Here is a 17,572-nt window from a genome sequence, read left to right as displayed (position 1 = left end):
AGGTAGCTGGGGTCGCGCTGTTGCGCCCGCTGCATGACCCTGCGATCGTGCAGCAGCAGGTCGAGCGTCCAGGCAAGCCCCGTTGCGGTTGTCTCGTGCCCGGCAAGCAAGAGCGTGAGCAGCTCGTCGCGCACCTCACGGTCACTCAGACCCTGGTCGCTCGAGTCCCGGGCGAGGAGCAGCGTCGAGAACACGTCGTTTAGCGCTGCCAGTCCAGGATCGGCGCGACGGCGGGTGATCTCGGCATACAGCAGGTCATCGACCGCCCGCCTGCGCATCTCGAAGCTCTGGGCGGCGCGGGCGTCATCGCGACCGCGCAGAACCGCGCGCAGTGCGATCGCCCCGCGGGGTCGGGCGAGCGGGTCGATCATCGACCGGACGCGAGCCGCGAGCTCGTCTCGTTGAGGTCCGGCCTCGTAACCGAAGACGGCCCGCAGCATCACGTTGAGGGTGATCGCCTGCATGGCCGGTAGAAGCGTGAACGGCTTTCCGACCGGCCACCGATCGATTTCCTCGTCGGCGCAGAGGCGCATCGTCCGGACGTGGGCGTTCAACTGGCGACCGTGGAAAAACGGGAGCATCAGCCGGCGGTGGCTCAGATGCTCGGCGCCGTCAAGAAGCAGGACTGAGCGAGCGCCGAGGATCGGACCGAGCATGGCGTTGGCTTCGCCCGCGTGGAGGCTCTCGACCGGTCCCTGGAACAGCGACTTGACCATGTCGGGATCGAAGACCATCACGAACCCGTCGTCGAAGGCCGTCCTCATCGTGATGGCCCCGCCATAGCGCCGCCGCATGGCCTCAAGGAACGTCACGCCGCCAAAGATGAAGCCCGCCGTCTGCACCACCTTCGGCAGCCCGGGGGACGGCGGCGGCGGTCGATGATCTGGGCCGCTGATCGCCTGAGCGCATCCTTCGGTAGTCATCACGCGGGTTTACCGATGGGTGGCGCGGGCGTCAAGGGGCAGGTGAGTTCAGGTCACGGCTGACATCCGAGCTGTTCGAAAGGACAACCAGCCCGTGGCGCGAATCGCAGGGCATTACCACCCGGCAGTGCCGCCGGGACCTTTGAACGGACCGATCACCTCGTCGGTGATCCAGCCACCGTAGAAGTCGCTCTCCTGCGCGCGGACTCTCTCGTCATCGAGCCAGGCGGCATCGACCCAGGTGGGGTAGAACGCGACGTGGTCACGCAGGACTGCGTACTGAGAGGCGGGATCGCGGTACGTCCAGGCGATGGCTGTGAAACGCCTTTCCCCGATCGAAGCGTCGAGGTAGGTTGCTTCTCCCTTGAACTCGCACCATGTCGTCGCCGCGCCTCCGGGGACCAAGAGCTCGACTCGAACGTCGCCCGGAGGGATGTAGATGGTCGGCGGATGGCTGGTCTCGAGCACCCTCAGCGCCCGGACCGACTCGGCCAGCACCGCACCGGCCAGTTCGACGCGGGCCCGCCGCGAGCAGGCTACCGCCACAGGCGGCCGCGGATACTGCCAGACGCTCTCGACCCCGATCGCCATTGCTGCGGCTAAACCGCCACCTCCTCGAGCATCGCCGCGCGCAGCGCGTCCCCGAAACCGATGGGTTCGATGTCGAACAGCGCCATCCCGGAAGGATCGCTGACCACCGTCGGCACCGACAGACCCTCTATCAGGGGTCGCGCCACGCCGGCATCCACCGACGTGACCAGCCCGATCCAAAGCGAGGAGAGCCATGGCGTGATCAGGGGCACCGGAATGCGGGGCCGGTGGGGGAGGCCGAGCACCTCCGCCATGTGGTCGAGCATTTCCGCATAGCTCAGGACGTCGGGCCCGCCGATCTGGATATCGCGCCCGATCGACGCCCGCACCTCGAGCGCGGCGACCAAGTAGCTGAGCGTGTCGTCGATCGCGATCGGCTGGGTTGGATTCGCCAGCCAGGCAGGCGCGATCATCGCTGGGAGCCGCTCGACCAGGCATCTGAGGGTGCGGTAGGACTCGCTCTGGGGCCCGACGACCATCCCCGCCCGAAAGTAGGTCAGGGGCGGACCGTGGCGCTGGAGCAGCAGCGCAGTCTCGTGGCGACTGCGCAGGTGTCGGGAGCCGGGCTCATCGCCAAGGCCACCGAGATAGATGACACGCTCCACGCCCTCGCTTCGGGCCATCTGTGCGAAGGCCGTCGCAGCGGCCCTCTCCCGCAGCGTGAACTCCCCAGTGGCGCCCCGGCCCATCGAGTGGATCAGGAAGTAGGCGACATCGACGCCGTATCCTGCCCCGCGGAGCGTCCCCGGGCGCAGGGCATCGCCAACGTGCACCTCGAAGCCCTCGCGGGCCAGCGCCCGTGCCCGGCCGCTCGTCGGGTCGCGGACCAGGCACCGGACCTCAACCCCGCCGGCGGCGAGGCGTTGGGCCAGGCGGCTGCCGATGAACCCAGTGGCCCCGGCGATTAGTACGCGGTTGCTCACGCGATGGCGCCAGACGTCTCGACGTAAGGACGGGCGAGGGCAGCGGCCAGGCCGTCGCGGGCGCGGTTGCCAACTCGCCTGAACGCCAGTGCGAGGAGTGGGTCGGCAGCCCGCAAAGGCCCCTTGAGACGGAGATCTGCGTCGTACGCCACCAGGGTCCCGGTGCCGCTGGGCTCGAACGTGATGCGATCACGCGAGGTCGCCGTCGCGTTCTCGCCCAGGAATGTCACCGCGTGGCGCGGGTCGTACTCGATAACCCGGTAGGTGAGCTCCGTGCGGCGGCCCAGAAACTCAGCCACGAGCCGAAACTCGGAGCCCTCGGCGATCGGCCCTTGGTCCAGGCGCTCGGCCTTGACAGTCCCGGGGTCCCAGTCCGGGGCGTTCGAGAAGTCGCTCAGATAGGCGAAAGCATTCTCCGGCGCCCAATCGGTGTCAACGGTTGCCTGGTATCTCGCCATGTGCTCCTCCTTAGTGCGTGGTGGGTGAACCCTGTTGCGGTGCGTCGACGCCCACTCCGCTTAGGGCCTCGCACTGGGCCCAAAGCAAGCGACGTTCCTCCTCGGTCTCTCGGGTATGGGGCAGGAGGTGGGTTGGGCGGCGCCGGCGGTCGTGCCAGAACCCGCCCGAGGTTTCAGTGGCCTCCTCAGCGGCTCCCAGCCAGACGATCGTGTCTGCACCCTGATCCTCCGTCCGCAGAAGCGGACGTGTGACGCGGTAGAAGCGGGGAAGTGCATCGCGTATGCCCCCAGTATCGGCCCAGCCCGGGTGCATGGAATGGGCGACGACGCCGGTTGCGACCAGTTGCCGTGCGAATAGCTCGGTAAGGACGACCTCGGCGCGCTTGCTTTGCGCGTACACCGTAGGTCCGTCGAACTCCCCGCGTTCGCTCTGCAGGTCATCGACGCGGATCTTCTGCGTATACATGCCGCCCGAGGAGACATTGATGATCCGGGCCGGAGCGCTCTGCTTGAGCAGTGGTATCAGCAGGTTGGTGAGTAGGAACGGACCGATGACGTTGGTGGCCAGGGTGAGCTCGATCCCGTCGGGGGAGAGCCGGCGCTCCTGTGTAAGCACACCGGCGTTGTTGACGAGTACGTGTAGTCGGGCGTTGGCGGCAGTGAATGCCTCGACGAATGCCCGCACCCCGGACAGGTGACTGAGATCGCAGAGGCCGACGTGTACGTCAGCAGTGCAGTGTTCAAGGATGCGAGCCCGGGTGTGCTCGCCGCGCTCTCGGTTGCGCACCGCGAGGTGCACGGTCGCCCCGAGGCGCGCGAAGCCCTTGGCAGCCGCGAATCCGAGCCCTGAGGTCGCGCCCGTGACGAGCACCGTTTTGCCATCCATTCGAGGTGGCGGGTCCCAGCTCAAGGCATGGCTTCTGATCCGGTAGCCGAGGCTGGTATATCCGCCCACCACGGTGAGGTCCAGCGCGGCGTCGAGTGCTGACGCCGCGCTTATCCACATGCGATATCGAGCACGATGTTTGCGCCGCTCCCCAAGTCAGATACGCGCCGGTATCAGCACGCGGTCGATTACGTGTATGACCCCGTTAGAGGCCTCGATGTCCTTGTGAACCACGTGCGCGCCATCGACGCCGATCGCCCCGACGTTGGAAATCACAATATCCTCGCCCTGGACCGTCGCGGCGGTGACGCGCTGTGCCATATCTGCGGCGGTGAGACGGCCGGGCACCAGGTGGTAGTTGACGATTTCGGCGAGGGTCTGCGGATCGTCGAGCAGCCAGTCCACGGTTCCCTCCGGGAGTGCTGCGAATGCTGAATCTTGAGGTGCCAGAACGGTATACGGTCCGCGGCGGGCGAGGATCGAATTGAGACCGGCACGGTCGATCGCCGCCGCTAGCGTCGTGAGCTCGTCCTGGTTGTGTGCTGTCTCGAAGAGGTTCATGGAAGCCCCCAACCGCGACCCGGCGCCCTGTCGCGCCAGTCGCCCGTCCCGACCATCGAGGATCGCGGCGTAGATGAGGAGGCCCATGGCGACGGCGACGACGAAGGTGACCATCAGGCCGATGACGAACAGGCCGGTGGCGCTCATCGCCCGCTCCGGGGGACGACGACGGCGCCCAGTGCGAGGATCGAAGGAACCCACAGGCCCACGAAGATGCCCTCTTGGCGATGGCCGCTGAACCAGAGCAGCACCGATAGGACAAAGGAGACGAAGGCCGCGAAAAGGATCATGGACCGTGCTCCGACAGCCGGCGTGCCCGCGACCAGTGAATGGATTCTTTCCATTAGATAGATCCTTTCCTATACAAGGACTATACGAACCTTGGACAACTTTACTCACCTGGTGCGTAACTGTCAAGAGTTTGTCGAACGTATGTATAATTTTCATTATGCCCTCGGGCCTTGGCTCTCACCGGATCGGAGAGTTCTCTCGACGCGTTGGCGTGAGCCCGGAGCTTTTGCGAGCCTGGGAGCAGCGCTATGGGCTTCTGCATCCCATGCGGTCAGCGGGAGGGTTCCGGCTTTACACCGACGAGGACGCGGAGCGGGTGGCACGGATGCGGCGGGGCCTGAGCGACGGCCTGTCCGCGGCCGAGGCAGCCCGCGCGGCACTCGAGACCGGCCCGCAGTCCGACGATCTGCTGGAGGACGTGCGCGCCCGCCTGCTGGCCGCGATCGGTGACTATGACGAGGGTGCCGTGCAGGCGATCCTGGACGAGGGCTTGATCGCGTTCGGCCTCGAGGAGTTCGTGCGCGGTCTGGTACTTCCCGCGCTTATGGAGATCGGCCGCCGGTGGGAGGTGGGCGAGGTCGAGATAAGCCAGGAGCACTTCGCCAGCAACCTGATCCGCGGCCGCCTTATATCGCTCGCGCGGCTTTGGGGACGCGGATCAGGACCGATGGCGCTCCTGGCCTGCGCGCCCGGAGAGCGTCACGACATCAGCCTTCTGGCCTTCGGACTCATTCTTCGCTCATTCGGTTGGCGGATCCTCTTCCTCGGTGCCGACACCCCGACCGCCACGGTGACGGAGGCGGCTCGGCGAACTGCACCAGCGGCCGTGGTGCTGGTCACCTTCGATGCGGCCAATCTCAGGTCGGAAGGACGCGCCCTGCGTCAGGTTGCCCGAATCGCCCCGCTGTTTGTCAGCGGTCCCGGTGCCTCGACGGTTCTGAGTGGCCCCGCGCGCCTGCGCCTGCTCGACGGCGATCTGATCGAGGCTGCACACGAGGTAGCGTGGTTGCCGAACGGCTGAGCTCGGGTTTTGAGTAACGACGGCGGCGGCCCGGGAAACCGCTTAGCGGCTTACCGACCCCTCGCCGGCGGCCTCGAGCGAAGCGCCGGTCGCGCGGATGCCGAGCAGGATGAGACCGGCGGCGACGAAGCCGGTGATGGCCATCACCAGGAATGCCGAGGAGAATCCCCAGGTGGAAGCGGCGCCCAGCACGATCAGAGGAGCGATCGCCCCGCCGACGTGCCCCAGCCCGTCGCTCAGCGCCACCCCGGTGGCACGAGCGTTTGTGGCGAAGTGCTCGGCGGTATAGGTGTACAGCATGGGGACCGTGAGCCCGATCGTGAGCGAGGCGACGAACCCGACGCCGATGATGACCCCCGGGGAGACGAAGTAGCCGATCAGCAGCAGCGATATCGCCCAGATCACAGCGAACACCGCCGTCGTGTACTTACGCTCGAGGCGGTCGCTGAAACGCGTAGTGGCGTATGCGCCGACGAGGAAGCCAATCCCCGATACCAGCAGGTATGTGGTGCTGTCGGCGAGGCTGTAGCCCTTGTCGGTGAATAGGGTCGGCGCCAACGTCAGCCACCCGTAGTTGCCGATGTAATAGACGAACCAGATCGCGATGAAGAGCGCAAGGCGCCCGACCATCGGCCGCCTCAACAGCGCGCGAACAGGAAACCGCTCAGCCGCGGCCTCGTCGGGTACCGGCTCGGGCTCGGGAAGGTCCCCGTCGACCTCCTCGCGAGCGGTTTCCTCAGCGCTCGCCACCGCCTCCTTGGCTTCTTCGACGCGGCCCTGAGAGACAAGCCAGCGCGGAGAGGGCGGTAGGTCTCGCCGCATAACGAGGATCGTGAGACCGCCGAGCGCGCCAATCCCAAAGAGGATGCGCCACCCGGATGCGAACGTGGGAACCAACCCTCGCGCGACGAAGGGCACCACGGCGAAGCCCGCATACGCCATGGTCGTTGCCCAGCTTGTGTAGCGGCCGCGCAGGCGAGCCGGCGCGACCTCTCCGATGTAGGTGGTGACCGCGGCGATCTCGGCGCCGATCCCAAGTCCGGCGATAAAGCGAAACACGATCAGCTCAGTCACGTTCGTGCTGAACGCGGCCAAGATCGTGCCGAGCGAGAAAACGGCGACCGAGATCCCCAGGCTGAGCCGCCGTCCCCACTTATCGGCGATGAGTCCATCGACGAAGGCGCCGATGATGTAGCCGATCAGGCTGCTGGTGATCGAATACGCGACCGTCGACGTGGACACGTGGAACTGGGTCGCGATCACCGGTGTCGCGAACGAGATCGTCACGATGTCGAAGAAGGCAAAGAAGTAGCCCGCCCCGACGATCCACAGCAGCTTGCGCTCGTACGGCCAAACTGGAATCCGGTCGAGGCGCGCCAGCGGACCAGCCCGACGACGTCTGATGCGCGGGCGTCCCTCTTCGGTTCCGACGGACGGACCTGGTTCACGTGCAGACATCTAACCTCCCTCGTCTGCCCAATGACCTACCCGGCCGGAGGCGTAGGAAACGCGCGCCCGGGTTACACCGTCGCGCGCGTGAACGAGGGCGTGCGCCGTGGCGGCGATCTGGGACCCCAGATCGCCGGGCTGCTGCCTACGTCGTCGCGACCAACCCCGGAGCCTTCATCTCCTCGACGACCACGTCGCCGTCGACCACAATCGGCTCGTCGTCGAGGAACAGGCTGCAGCCTCGCATCGGGACGTCCACGTGGCACTGAGTGTCGTTCCCGCCGCCGAACTCCTGGTTGGGCCCCGTCGAGAACAGGACGTTGCCGTAGAAGGATCGGCCGTGCATGCCGAGGCCGCGACGGTCGGTGGCGAGGTAGGACCAGCGGGCCTTTTCGTTCAAACCCCAGCCGATGTGCGCGATCCCGTAGGCCTTCTCGTCATCGAAGGACGCCATGTAGTCGCGCAGCAGGTCCGCGTCGAGCTCGCCGTGGATGTCGACTATCCGGCCGCTCTCGATTCTGAGATGGATCGGTGTCTGGGCGTAGGTCTTGAACGGGAAGATGATGTCGCCCGGTGCGATCACAACGGTGCCATTGACGCCGTCATCAGCCCCGCCCGTGAACAAGAACCCTGAGGGCCAGTGGTCCCAACGGCCAGGCTCATCCGTATACCCATATTCGGTGATCACCGGGTAGACGCCGATGCGGTATGTGACGTCGGTCCCGAAGCGGTTGGTGAAGCGGAGCTGGCTTGCCTTGCCGAGCAGCTCGCCCCCGTATTCCACTCGTTCGCGCTGGTCCCGGGTCGGGAAAAGTTGCACCAGGTGCTCGATCGGCTCGATGCACAACAGCACGCGTGCGCCGGCGTCCTGGATTTCGAGCTGCTCTTTTGAGAACAGCAGGAACATGGTGTCGACCACTAGATCGGCGGCCTTGAGCGCCTCGATCGCGGGGCGGTTGTCCCCCAACGGGGTGGTCCCGACCGTCCACGCGCCGCTATCGCCGCTGAGCGAGCTCGACTGGCGCGGCAAGCGCACATGGAAGGCCGTCGCTCCCATGCTCTCGGCGGCCCCCAAGAATGCGTCGGCATAGTCCAGCCGCTCATCGCCCTGAGTGAGGACGGCCACAACTTCGCCCTCTTTCAGGGCACAAAGCTCGAGCTCCTTGGCGCAAAGGTCGCTGAAGGTGTTTCCACCGAGGCTCATCATCGGCATGACTCCTGTGCGGTCGAAAATAGGTGCATATAAAATATTTCATGGTCTGAGTGGGGTCAATGCGGGTGTGCCGTGGCGTCAATGCGGGGGCGAGCGGCCAGGGGCGGCTGACCGCGCGGGGCCCCGCCCCGGGAGGCTGGGCAACGTTCTGCTCGGTACGGGTACTCAGCGGGCCCGCCGTCCGCGCCCTGCCCTACGAGCAAGAATCGCATCACCTAGCGCACTCCGAGAGGATGTTGCGAATTGCGCTCGCCTGGCGAGCATCTTTCGCAAAGGCGTCCGGCATCAGCCAAGCTGATGCGATCTTTGCCCATCGTCAGTGGCGGTATGCCTGTCCAGGCGGCGGCTAGCCGAGACGCGCCATTTTCCTCGCGCCTACGTCGTACGCACATGGACGGACGCGCTGTTGTTGTCGCCCGGCACATGGGACGGACGCGCAACCGTTCTCGCGCGGTCGCGTCCTGAGTCCTCGCGCGCTCGCGTCTTGACGCACACCATATTTTGTATATGATCGCGATTAGGAGCCGGACCCGCCGGGTCACTGCCGATGCAGCGACACGGCCACCCGCCAACGAACGATCCATCCAAAAGACGTGAGGCCCCGGACGAGGGGAGGGCAAAGTGGATAACCCAATGGCAGTTCACGGACCATCGCCGGTTGGCGAAGAATCCGCCGACGAGATCGGGCGCGTCGAGGCACGGGGGATCGATTTCGTCCCCGAGAGAGAACGTCACTCGCGGCCGCGCAACCTCGCGTGGGCGATGTTTGGCCCTCAGTTTGGCTTCGGCAACATGGTCTTCGGGTCGCTCGGCATTGCGTTCGGGCTGAGCTGGTGGAGCACGTTCACGGCCGTGACGGTTGGGGTTGCGCTTGGCTCACTTATCTTCGCCGGCGTGGCGATCCAGTCGCCCAAAACCGGCACAAACAATGCGGTCTCCAGCGGAGCCTTCTTTGGCGTGACGGGCCGCTATCTCGGCTCGCTCATCAGCCTCTTCATCGGCCTCTCGTTCTTCGCGATCCTCGTGTGGACCTCGGGCCAGACGATCGTCGTGGTCTTCCACCGCATCTTCGGCAGCGGCACCGGGAACGTCGCTCTGTCGATCGCGATGCTGGTGGTGATGCTGATCTCCTTCGCGCTCGCGATCTATGGGCACGCCACGTTGGTGGCAAGCTTCAAGTTCATCGCGATCGCGAGTGCGGGCGTCTCGCTCCTTGCGCTGATCGTGCTCTCCGGCAAGTTCCACGACGTGCACGGCGGGGCCTATCTGCTTGGCAAGTACTGGCCGACCTGGGTGCTGACGATGGTTCTGGCCGCCTCGCTTCCCGTGTCCTGGGGGCCATTCATCGGAGACTACGGGCGCTACGTCCCAACAAAAGCAAAGGCGAGCACGTGCGCCCTTGCCGGGGGGCTGGGCATCTTCGCAGGCTGCTGGTTGTCCGAGATCATCGGGGCGTTCGCCATCACGACGTTCCCGAATCCGGCCACCCCGTTCGCGACAGGGTTTACGCAGGTGTCTCCGCTGTGGTTCGCGATCCTGCTCATGATCGCGCCGGGTGGTCTGGCGAACATCGAAAGCGCTGCGATGTCCGTCTACAACTCGGCACTGGACGTGCACGCCCTGTTCTTCCGGCTCACGCGGGCTCAGCTGACCTTCATCATGAGCGCAATCGGGCTCGCCGCCGCATACATCGCGCTGATCGCATTCAACGCGATCAACTCGATCGAGGCCTTCGCGACGTTGATGCTCGTCACCTGTACGCCCTGGATGGTGATCATGACCATCGGGCACCTGATGAGGCGTGGGCGATATATACCGATGGATCTACAGCCGTTTGCGGGCGGAGTGAAAAAGGGGATCTACTGGTTCACGGGCGGCTTCAACATCAGGGCGTTCGTGGCCTGGGGCGCCGCCGTGGCGGTGGGGATGATGTTCACGTCGACGAGCATCATCACCGGGCCGCTCACTCCTCATGTGAGCGGGATCGATCTGAGCTTCACCAGCGCTGCCGTGGTCGGCGGGGTCCTCTACTACGCCCTGGTCAAATTCTTCCCCGAACACGGCGTGATGATCGCGGCGCCTCCGCCACAGGATGAGGTGACCGTGCCACCCAGCGTGGCGCTGAAGTAGGTAAGAACTGGAACGCAAGCTTGACCGCGATCGCCTGCGGCTGCTCGAAGGCGGCGGCGAACGGGCGTACAGCGACGCCTTTTTGACCCTGTGGCCGACGGCGATCGAGTGGGTCGAGCCGTATTACGACGGCGAGCACCTCAGACGCACCGTGGTCTGGTTGCTTCGACTCGATCCGGCCGCATCCGAGCCACTGCTCGTCGCCGCGCTCACGCACGACATGGAGCGCCACTTCCCGGGAGGCACTCAACCGGACAAGGCGGCGGGCGCGTGGGATGACGTCGAATACAACACCAAGCACATGCGCCGGTCGGCCGAGATCGTGTCGGGCTGGCTTCGGGGTGAGGGCGTATCCGATCCGTTCGTCGATCAAGTCACGCCACCGATCCTGGAGCACGAGTTCGGCGGCTCGCCGAGCGGCGACCTGATTCAGGCAGCCGACTCGCTGTCGTTCCTCGACGTCAACGGGAGGCTTGTCGCCAAATGGGTACTGAACGGCGAGACGACGCTCGAGCACGGCAAACGCAAGCTCGAGTGGATGTACAAACGCATACGCGTACCAAGCGCGGAGGCGCTTGCGCGTCCCCTGTACGAGGCTGCGCTGATCGCGGTTGAGAATCAGGTGCGCGGGGCCTCGACTACGCCGTCCGGCTAGCCGACACCCGCTCCATAAACCGGCGGGTCTCGCGCAGAAAGTCCCCGGTGTTGTCCCACGGGATCATGTGACCCGCGCCCGGGATCCGGGCGATCTCCACGTCGGGCCGGGTATCGGTGATCTCGGGTAGGGCGGATTCGGGGACGACCGGGCTATCTGCTCCATACATGAACAACACAGGCGGCTCGAGCTCGCGAAGATATGGAAAGAAGTCCTCGCGGTGGAAGTTCTGCCAGGACTCCCGCACCGCGTTCTCGTCGCAGGTCGGCAGCCACTGCGCGCGCAAGGCAAGGTGCTCGGGGGTCAGAGTCGGGAAGTATCGGAGCAGCTCTTCCGGCGCGGCGCCCGAACGGGCCGCCTGGAGCTGGTCCATGAAGGCCTCCAGCGACATGGGATAGGTACCCCGGCCGGGTCCGGTCAGCGGCGGGTCGGCGAGCACAACCGGGCCGGCCGCTCCGTGATGAAGCACGCGCACCGCGGCGGCGATGCGCGCACCCATCGAATGACCGACGAGCGCGGGCCGTTGTAGGCCAAGTCGTTCGATCACCGCGTTGACGTCTCCGGCGTAATCGGTGAGGTCGTAACCGGCAGGGGGCGTGTCGGAGAGCCCACGACCCCTGATGTCCAGGGTGATTACGTGGTAGTCCCGCGCGAGATCGAGCGACACGAACTCCCATGTCGCCGCCGGGCTGGTGATCCCCGGGACGATGACCACCGGCGCTCCGGCTTCGCCGTACTCGAGGTGGTGGAGCCTTAGTCCATCTCGATCGACGTAGCCGCTCGCGCCGACCGGTTCGGTGTCCGCGAGCGGCATTCAGCTCACGGCCGGTGCGCCGGCTAGCTCGCTCCTTGTATTGCGCAGGCGCGCCGTCACCGTCTCCAGCGGTTCCACATCGGCGTACTTCGAGTCCATATCGAAGATGTTTGAGTCGTGTGGGCCGGCAGCGCGGTCGCCGACACACTCGACGGGCACGATCGTCCGGAATCCGCAAGAAACGGCGTCGACGACGCTCGCTCGAACGCAGCCGCTGGTAACGCATCCCGTGACGATCAGCGAATCGGCGTTGGCACCAAGCAAAAAGGAGACCAGCGACGTCCCGTAAAAGGCCGAGGCCGCCTGCTTACCGAACACTGGCTCACCCGGCTGAGGTTGCACGCGGGCGTCGATCTCACACCACCGAGAGCCTTCGATCAGCATGGCAAGACCCGGCATCTTGCGCAGCCACACCAACTGGTCGAGGTGACTCTGCTGGAAAGTGACCGCGGTGAACGCGACTGGAAGGCCGGTGCGCCGCGCGATGTCAAGGAGCGACGCGGTCGCGGTGATCACCTCGTCCAGGTTTCCCCCAACCGGGCTGGTCTCATCCGTGAAGCCGTACTGAAGATCCACCACCAGGACCGCAGGACGATCGCCAAGGCCCACGCGGCCGCCGATTCCACTTCGTGAATAGATCTCGCGCGCGTCGGCCAGCGAGTCCCCACTTGGCCGGCTGCCGTCAGATCCTTGGACTGCGGGTACGTGACCAGCCACAACAATCTATTATATATCAAACACCGAAACCGGCCCGCCTTTACACCGAAAAGAGGAGATTAGTGCCGGCACTGAATGCGGCCCGACTCGCCGCCGGCCCAGAGGCGGCCGGATCGGCGTATAGCATCCAATGAGCACCTTGGGCACCGCGGAATCCGATACCGGCGAGCAGGTTCCGGCCTCGCCGATCGACCTCCCGTCGATCCCAGACGTCATCTATCAGCAACTTCGCCGCGACATCGGACGGGGCGTTTACCGCCCTGGACCCATACGGATCCGGCCGCTCACGGAGCGCTTCAGAGTCAGTGCCACTCCGGTGAGGGAGGCGCTTCGAAGGCTCGAGGCGGAGGGCCTCGTCACCCTTCGCAAGAACCAGATCCTCGTCAACGCGCTGTCGGAGGCCGAATTGCGCGAGATCTTCGCGATCCGAGCTGAGCTCGAAGCCTTCGCGTTGCGCAGAGGCGCCGAGCAGATCCGAAAGGATCCCAAGCTTCTCGCGGAACTCGAGTCTCAGGTAGCCACGATGGATGAGTACGAGCGCGACCCCGAGGACTGGCGCGCCGCCAACGAGAGCTTTCACATGAAGATCTACCGCGCGGCTGGGATGCCGCGGCTGTCTTCAATGATCGACTCGCTGTGGATCGCGGTGGAGCCGTACCTGCGGCTATATGTGTCGACTGCCGGAAGCTTTCGCGCCAGCCAGGAGCAACACCGATCGATTCTTGAGCACCTCCGCGAGGGGCGCGCCAAGGCGGCGGCCGACGTCCTGCGCAAGCACCTTCAGGACACGGAGGAAATCGTCGCCAAGGGCATAAACAGCGCGGGCGCCGAAGAGGGGTAATCGGTGGGGGCGACGCAGGCAGCGCGGGGGTTCGTCAGCCCGTTCGCCGTTGAGGCACCGCCCGGAGCCGAGGGGTGGCAGCGGCTGTACCCCTATTACTACCTGTTCAGCGAGCCCCGGCGAGAGTTCGAGGAAGGGAAGTTCTGGTTTTTCGACGGGATGCACAACCCCGAGCCCGTGTATCCGTTCGACACGATCATGACTGAGAGTTGGTGGGTCGCGCTCAACCAGTTCGGCACCCGCGTGTACGTGATTCCGCCCGCGCTCGGGATCGACCAGCGAATCGTCAACGGCTACCTGTACATCAGCCCCAATTCGATTACCGACCCGGAGCTGATCGCGAAGCGGGCGGAGCTGTTCAAGCGGCGCGCCGGTCACTACTACGAGAACTGGGGCGAGATCTACGACAACTGGATCGCGAAGGCGGAGGACTGCATCTCACGGCTTCGAGAGCTCGAGATCCGGGACCTTCCCGAGGTCGAGCCCGAGGCGACCGTGCTCTCACATCGCGGGCTGACGAGCAGCTACGACCTGCTCGCCACCTACAACAGGCTGATCGAGAACATGCAGGAAATGGCGTACTACCACTTCGAGATGCTCGGTCTCGGGTACGCCGCGTACCTGACGTTCCGAGACTTCTGCCAGACAGCCTTCCCGGGCATCGCGGATCAGGCGATCTCCAAGATGGTCGCGGGAATCGACATCCTTTTCTTCAGGCCAGACGACGAGGTGCGCAAGCTGGCGGCGCTCGCGATCGAGCTCGAGTTGGCAGATCTGATCGTCGCCGACCACGATCCGTACGCGGCGCTTGCCGCCATCAGCGAGGCCCCACAGGGCGAACGCTGGCTCGAGTCCTTCGAGAACGCCAAGGAGCCCTGGTTCTGGTTCTCGACCGGTCCCGGCTACTCACATGAACACCGAGCATGGATCGACGACCTCCGCCTCCCCTTCAATGCGATGCGTGGCTACATCGAGAAGCTGCGCGCCGGCGAGGACATCTCGCGTCCGCTCGAGGAGATCCGCGTTGAGAGCGAGCGCATCTTCGACGAGTACCGCGACCTCCTCGGGTCCGGCGACCGCGAGGCGTTCACCGCGATGCGCGAGCTTGCGCGCACCGTGTATCCCTTCGTCGAGAACCACAACTTCTACGTCGAGCACTGGCACCACTCGATCTTCTGGAATCGTGTGCGCGAGTTCGGCCAGATCCTTGAGAACGGGGGGTTCCTGCAGGACGCCGAGGACATCTTCTTCCTGCACCGGTTCGAGATCCACGACGCCCTCTATGACCTCTGCACCGGCTGGGCGACGGGAACTCCCGCGCGGGGCCCCAGCTACTGGCCGGACGAGGTAGCCGAGCGTAAGCGGATTATGCAGGTGCTGCGTGAGTGGTCGCCGCCGCCGGCTCTGGGAGTGGCGCCCGCCGAGATAACTGAACCGTTCACGGTCATGCTCTTCGGTGTCACAACCGAGACCGTTAAGCAGTGGCAGGGTGGGGACGGGCGCGATCCCAACCAGCTGGGCGGGATCGCCGCATCGCCGGGTGTCGCCGAGGGGGCGGCGCGGGTCATCACGTCCGTCGCCCAGCTCGACGAGGTTCAGGCAGGCGAGATCCTGATCTGCCCGATCACCGCCCCGAGCTGGGCGCCGGTGTTCGCCCGTATCGGCGCCGCTGTATCGGACATCGGCGGCATCATGTCGCACGCCGCGATCGTCTCACGGGAGTACGGACTACCGGCAGTGGTTGGGACCGGATTCGGGACCAAGCGGATCCGAACCGGTCAGCGGGTCCGAGTCGACGGCGACAACGGCACCGTTACGATCGTCGACTGACGGGGTCGTCCAGCGCGAGCATCGTCAACGGAGCTCGGAGCGGACGATCTGCGCGCCCTCAACGAGCGCGCGCAGTTTGGCCTGCGCCAACTCGCGCGGCAAATACTTCATCCCGCAGTCCGGGCCGACGCTCAGCCTCTCCGCCGGCACGTGGTCAAGCGCGGCGCGAATCCGGTCGGCGACCGCCGCGGCTGACTCCGCCGACGGGTCGCCGAGGTCGAGCACGCCCAGGACGATCCGCTTGCTCGGGAGCTGCTCCAGGATCGAGAGATCGAGACGTGGCTGGGCGGCCTCAAGACAGATCTGGTCGGCCGCGCACTCCTCGAGCTCCGCCAGAAACGAGTAGCCGCTCGCGCGCTTCTTGACGATCGCCGCATACCCAAAGCAGGTGTGCAGCGCCGTCTCAGAGTTGATCCCTTCAAGCGCGCGATTCAGGGCGGCAAGCGCGAACTCGCGCGCAGCCTCGGGCCGCGCCTGCAGATACGGCTCGTCGATTTGAACGATGTCCGCGCCGGCCGCCACGGCGTCACGGAGCTCGGCGTTAACCGCCTGCGCATAGTCCAGCGCCATCGCAGCGGGATCGCCGTAGTAGTCGTCCTGCGCCTGCTGGGTCATCGTGAACGGCCCGGGCACCGTCACCCGGATGCGGCGGTCCGTGCGCCGGCGTAGGAACTCGACGTCGCGCTTCTGCACGGGGCGCGCGCGCCGGATGGGGCCGACCACACGGGGGACCGGGTTTGGGTGGCCGGTGCGGTCGAGCGCGCTGCCGGGGTTGTCGAGGTCGACCCCGTCGAGCGCCGTCGCGAAGCGGTTTGAGTAACTCTCCCGGCGGATCTCTCCGTCGGTGATGACGTCGATACCGATCAGCTCCTGGTCGTGGATCGCCAGGGCGGTGGCGTCGTCCTGCGCTTGCTCGAGGAACGGGTCCTCGATACGCCACAGTTCCCTGGCCGCCACACGTGGGGGCAGGCGCGAGCCCAGGCGCTCGCGATCGATCAGCCAATCGGGCTGCGGATAGCTGCCGATTACGGTTGTTTCGAGGGCAGGCGAGGCTCACGCTCCTTGGTAGATTTCAAATATAATAGTTCGCATACGGGCCCTGGTGACGCTTTGCCCGGCCTGACCGACCCGAAAGGCGAAAGCGATGACGACGACGCCTCTAGAACGCCGTTTCCCTAGCCCATTCTCGGTGGAGGCCCCACCGGGAGCGGAGGATTGGCGCCGTCTGTATCCCTACTACTACCTCTTCAGCGACGAGCGCAAAGAGTTCGAGGAGGGGAAGTTCTGGTTCTTCGATGGGATGCACAACCCGGAGCCCGTGTATCCGTTCGACACGATCATGCCCGAAAGCTGGTGGGTGCTGCTCAACCAGTTTCTGACCCGTGTGTGGCCGGTGCCTCCCGCGCTCGGCATCGACCAGCGGATTGTCAACGGCTATCTGTATGTGAGCCCAACCTCCATCGCGGATGAGGCGCTGATCGAAGCTCGCGTCCCGCACTTTCTCGAACGAGCCGGTTACTACTACGAGAACTGGGACGAGATCTACGCGCACTGGATCGCCAAGGCGGAGGACTGCATCAAGCGGCTGCGGGCGATCGAGTTCAAGCCGCTTGAAGAGATGGAGCCGATGGAGACCATCACCTCGTGGCGGGGGACAACGTCGGCCTGGGATCTGATCGCGTCCTACGACCGGCTGCTCGAGAACATGCACGAGATGGCCTGTTACCACTTCGAGCTGCACATGCTCAGCTACGGCGCGCTGATGACGCTGTCGGATTTCTGCAAGAACGCCTTTCCCGGGATCGCCGATCAGACGATCGCGAAGATGGTGGGCGGGGTCGAGATCCTCTTTTTCCGGCCCGACGACGAGCTCCGCAAGCTCGCGCGGCTAGCGCTCGAGGTGGGCGTCGACGACGCGATTATCGACAACGAGGAACCGCAGGCAGCACTCGGTTCAATCTCAGCCGCGCCCGACGGACGGCGGTGGCTCGAGGCGTTCGAGGAGGCCAAGGAGCCGTGGTTCTGGTTCTCCACCGGTCCTGGCTATTGCCACCAGCACCGAGCATGGATCGACGACCTAACCATCCCTTTCAGTGCGATGCGGGGTTACATCGAGAAGCTGCGAGACGGCGCCGATATCGAGCGGCCCCTGGAAAACATCCTGAGCGAGCGCGAGCGGATCGTGCAGGAGTACAGCGAGCTGCTCCCCACCGATGACGACCGCGAAGCATTCCGACAGGTGCTCGACCTTGCTCGCAAGGTTTACCCC

At 65.3% G+C, this 17,572-nt stretch carries 18 protein-coding genes; 6 read left to right on the top strand and 12 right to left on the bottom strand.

Annotation, left to right across the window (positions count from 1 at the left end):
* The 7 genes from VFC51_07910 to VFC51_07880 all read right to left on the bottom strand — a co-directional run.
* Positions 1-923: cytochrome P450 (locus VFC51_07910; GenBank protein ID HZT06942.1), on the bottom strand; the 923-nt coding region annotated here is incomplete at its 3' end.
* A 114-nt stretch (positions 924-1,037) separates the two neighbouring features.
* Positions 1,038-1,514, bottom strand: a complete 477-nt coding sequence (locus VFC51_07905) for a DUF427 domain-containing protein (GenBank protein HZT06941.1) — start codon at positions 1,512-1,514, stop codon at positions 1,038-1,040.
* A gap of 8 nt (positions 1,515-1,522) precedes the next feature.
* The gene (locus VFC51_07900) at positions 1,523-2,437 is read right to left on the bottom strand and encodes an NAD(P)H-binding protein (GenBank protein HZT06940.1); all 915 of its coding nucleotides are present in this window, start codon (positions 2,435-2,437) and stop codon (positions 1,523-1,525) included.
* Positions 2,434-2,895, bottom strand: a complete 462-nt coding sequence (locus VFC51_07895; GenBank protein ID HZT06939.1) for an SRPBCC family protein — start codon at positions 2,893-2,895, stop codon at positions 2,434-2,436. The genes VFC51_07900 and VFC51_07895 overlap by 4 nt, the downstream gene beginning before the upstream one ends.
* A gap of 10 nt (positions 2,896-2,905) precedes the next feature.
* Positions 2,906-3,901, bottom strand: a complete 996-nt coding sequence (locus VFC51_07890; protein HZT06938.1) for an SDR family NAD(P)-dependent oxidoreductase — start codon at positions 3,899-3,901, stop codon at positions 2,906-2,908.
* Positions 3,902-3,937: 36 nt separating this feature from the next.
* A complete protein-coding gene (locus VFC51_07885) occupies positions 3,938-4,489 on the bottom strand; it encodes a fasciclin domain-containing protein (GenBank protein HZT06937.1) in 552 nt (183 codons plus the stop codon).
* Positions 4,486-4,632, bottom strand: coding sequence for a hypothetical protein (locus VFC51_07880; GenBank protein HZT06936.1), 147 nt, complete (start codon positions 4,630-4,632; stop codon positions 4,486-4,488). The genes VFC51_07885 and VFC51_07880 overlap by 4 nt, the downstream gene beginning before the upstream one ends.
* A 158-nt stretch (positions 4,633-4,790) precedes the next feature.
* Between VFC51_07880 and VFC51_07875 the strand changes: the two genes are divergently transcribed.
* Positions 4,791-5,654 carry a MerR family transcriptional regulator gene (locus VFC51_07875; protein ID HZT06935.1) on the top strand — a complete coding sequence of 288 codons (864 nt, stop codon included), beginning with the start codon at positions 4,791-4,793 and terminating at the stop codon, positions 5,652-5,654.
* Between the two features lie 42 nt (positions 5,655-5,696).
* Here VFC51_07875 and VFC51_07870 read toward each other — a convergent pair whose 3' ends face one another.
* Positions 5,697-7,112 carry an MFS transporter gene (locus VFC51_07870; GenBank protein ID HZT06934.1) on the bottom strand — a complete coding sequence of 472 codons (1,416 nt, stop codon included), beginning with the start codon at positions 7,110-7,112 and terminating at the stop codon, positions 5,697-5,699.
* Positions 7,113-7,248: 136 nt separating this feature from the next.
* A complete protein-coding gene (locus VFC51_07865; protein ID HZT06933.1) occupies positions 7,249-8,310 on the bottom strand; it encodes a leucyl aminopeptidase in 1,062 nt (353 codons plus the stop codon).
* Positions 8,311-8,949: 639 nt separating this feature from the next.
* Between VFC51_07865 and VFC51_07860 the strand changes: the two genes are divergently transcribed.
* Complete coding sequence (locus VFC51_07860) at positions 8,950-10,446, top strand: cytosine permease (GenBank protein HZT06932.1); 1,497 nt, start codon at positions 8,950-8,952, stop codon at positions 10,444-10,446.
* Positions 10,447-10,528: 82 nt separating this feature from the next.
* Complete coding sequence (locus VFC51_07855; GenBank protein ID HZT06931.1) at positions 10,529-11,101, top strand: DUF4202 domain-containing protein; 573 nt, start codon at positions 10,529-10,531, stop codon at positions 11,099-11,101.
* Here VFC51_07855 and VFC51_07850 read toward each other — a convergent pair.
* Both VFC51_07850 and VFC51_07845 read right to left on the bottom strand, forming a co-directional pair.
* The gene (locus VFC51_07850; GenBank protein ID HZT06930.1) at positions 11,085-11,915 is read right to left on the bottom strand and encodes an alpha/beta hydrolase; all 831 of its coding nucleotides are present in this window, start codon (positions 11,913-11,915) and stop codon (positions 11,085-11,087) included. The two genes, VFC51_07855 and VFC51_07850, sit on opposite strands and share 17 nt — an antisense overlap.
* The gene (locus VFC51_07845) at positions 11,916-12,524 is read right to left on the bottom strand and encodes an isochorismatase family protein (protein HZT06929.1); all 609 of its coding nucleotides are present in this window, start codon (positions 12,522-12,524) and stop codon (positions 11,916-11,918) included.
* 238 nt (positions 12,525-12,762) lie between these two features.
* Between VFC51_07845 and VFC51_07840 the strand changes: the two genes are divergently transcribed.
* The gene (locus VFC51_07840; GenBank protein ID HZT06928.1) at positions 12,763-13,473 is read left to right on the top strand and encodes a GntR family transcriptional regulator; all 711 of its coding nucleotides are present in this window, start codon (positions 12,763-12,765) and stop codon (positions 13,471-13,473) included.
* Between the two features lie 3 nt (positions 13,474-13,476).
* Positions 13,477-15,303, top strand: a complete 1,827-nt coding sequence (locus VFC51_07835) for a PEP-utilizing enzyme (protein HZT06927.1) — start codon at positions 13,477-13,479, stop codon at positions 15,301-15,303.
* Positions 15,304-15,327: 24 nt separating this feature from the next.
* Here the strand turns inward: VFC51_07835 and VFC51_07830 are convergent, their stop codons facing one another.
* Positions 15,328-16,329 (bottom strand): 5-methyltetrahydropteroyltriglutamate--homocysteine methyltransferase, encoded by a 1,002-nt coding sequence (locus VFC51_07830; protein HZT06926.1) that lies wholly within the window; start codon positions 16,327-16,329, stop codon positions 15,328-15,330.
* Positions 16,330-16,447: 118 nt separating this feature from the next.
* Between VFC51_07830 and VFC51_07825 the strand changes: the two genes are divergently transcribed.
* On the top strand, positions 16,448-17,572 hold a 1,125-nt coding region (locus VFC51_07825; GenBank protein ID HZT06925.1), incomplete at its 3' end, for a PEP-utilizing protein mobile subunit.

Source organism: Chloroflexota bacterium, assembly GCA_035652535.1.
Taxonomy (GTDB): Bacteria; Chloroflexota; UBA6077; order UBA6077; family SHYK01; genus DASRDP01.
The sequence above is the reverse complement of the archived record's forward strand: the minus strand, read 5'-3'. Positions and strand labels throughout refer to the sequence as shown.

Coding starts and splice junctions, on each gene's coding strand:
- VFC51_07890 (HZT06938.1), bottom strand. CDS start 3,901: ATGTGGATAAGCGCGGCGTCAGCACTCGACGCCGCGCTGGACCTCACC.
- VFC51_07870 (HZT06934.1), bottom strand. CDS start 7,112: ATGTCTGCACGTGAACCAGGTCCGTCCGTCGGAACCGAAGAGGGACGC.
- VFC51_07895 (HZT06939.1), bottom strand. CDS start 2,895: ATGGCGAGATACCAGGCAACCGTTGACACCGATTGGGCGCCGGAGAAT.
- VFC51_07860 (HZT06932.1), top strand. CDS start 8,950: ATGGCAGTTCACGGACCATCGCCGGTTGGCGAAGAATCCGCCGACGAG.
- VFC51_07850 (HZT06930.1), bottom strand. CDS start 11,915: ATGCCGCTCGCGGACACCGAACCGGTCGGCGCGAGCGGCTACGTCGAT.
- VFC51_07875 (HZT06935.1), top strand. CDS start 4,791: ATGCCCTCGGGCCTTGGCTCTCACCGGATCGGAGAGTTCTCTCGACGC.
- VFC51_07840 (HZT06928.1), top strand. CDS start 12,763: ATGAGCACCTTGGGCACCGCGGAATCCGATACCGGCGAGCAGGTTCCG.
- VFC51_07865 (HZT06933.1), bottom strand. CDS start 8,310: ATGATGAGCCTCGGTGGAAACACCTTCAGCGACCTTTGCGCCAAGGAG.
- VFC51_07880 (HZT06936.1), bottom strand. CDS start 4,632: ATGATCCTTTTCGCGGCCTTCGTCTCCTTTGTCCTATCGGTGCTGCTC.
- VFC51_07885 (HZT06937.1), bottom strand. CDS start 4,489: ATGAGCGCCACCGGCCTGTTCGTCATCGGCCTGATGGTCACCTTCGTC.
- VFC51_07905 (HZT06941.1), bottom strand. CDS start 1,514: ATGGCGATCGGGGTCGAGAGCGTCTGGCAGTATCCGCGGCCGCCTGTG.